This is a genomic window from Streptomyces sp. NPDC058758 (genome assembly GCF_042746075.1).
Taxonomy (GTDB): domain Bacteria; phylum Actinomycetota; class Actinomycetes; order Streptomycetales; family Streptomycetaceae; genus Streptomyces.
Map to the genome: position 1 here is coordinate 1 of NZ_JBHYPS010000098.1, position 1,075 is coordinate 1,075.

The window sequence follows — 1,075 nt, forward strand, 5'->3', positions numbered from 1 at the left end:
CCTCGGCGCCCTCGCCCCTAACACTTAGCACTCATCGTTTACGGCGTGGACTACCAGGGTATCTAATCCTGTTCGCTCCCCACGCTTTCGCTCCTCAGCGTCAGTTACAGACCAGAGAGTCGCCTTCGCCACTGGTGTTCCTCCACATCTCTACGCATTTCACCGCTACACATGGAATTCCACTTTCCTCTTCTGCACTCAAGTCTCCCAGTTTCCAATGACCCTCCACGGTTGAGCCGTGGGCTTTCACATCAGACTTAAGAAACCACCTGCGCGCGCTTTACGCCCAATAATTCCGGATAACGCTTGCCACCTACGTATTACCGCGGCTGCTGGCACGTAGTTAGCCGTGGCTTTCTGGTTAGGTACCGTCAAGGTGCCAGCTTATTCAACTAGCACTTGTTCTTCCCTAACAACAGAGTTTTACGACCCGAAAGCCTTCATCACTCACGCGGCGTTGCTCCGTCAGACTTTCGTCCATTGCGGAAGATTCCCTACTGCTGCCTCCCGTAGGAGTCTGGGCCGTGTCTCAGTCCCAGTGTGGCCGATCACCCTCTCAGGTCGGCTACGCATCGTTGCCTTGGTGAGCCGTTACCTCACCAACTAGCTAATGCGACGCGGGTCCATCCATAAGTGACAGCCGAAGCCGCCTTTCAATTTCGAACCATGCAGTTCAAAATGTTATCCGGTATTAGCCCCGGTTTCCCGGAGTTATCCCAGTCTTATGGGCAGGTTACCCACGTGTTACTCACCCGTCCGCCGCTAACTTCATAAGAGCAAGCTCTTAATCCATTCGCTCGACTTGCATGTATTAGGCACGCCGCCAGCGTTCATCCTGAGCCAGGATCAAACTCTCCAATAAAGTTAGTTTGTCTAGCATCTAAAATAAAAATTGACGTTTCACGTTGTTTGTTTCGTTCAGTTTTCAAAGAACTACTTGGTCGCTCATTTGCGACTTCCTTATGTTAACATCTTCGTTTTTCGATGTCAACTAAGTTTTTCAATTTCTTTTTTGTCGTTTTCTGCGTTTCCGCATCAGCGACGGTTATTAATATATCATGGAGTATATACAGGG

At 50.0% G+C, this 1,075-nt stretch carries 1 rRNA gene; it reads right to left on the reverse strand.

The window, feature by feature from the left end:
* Positions 1-862: ribosomal RNA gene (locus ACFW6A_RS39155) — 16S ribosomal RNA — on the reverse strand; the annotation flags it as partial.
* Positions 863-1,075 lie beyond the last annotated feature (213 nt).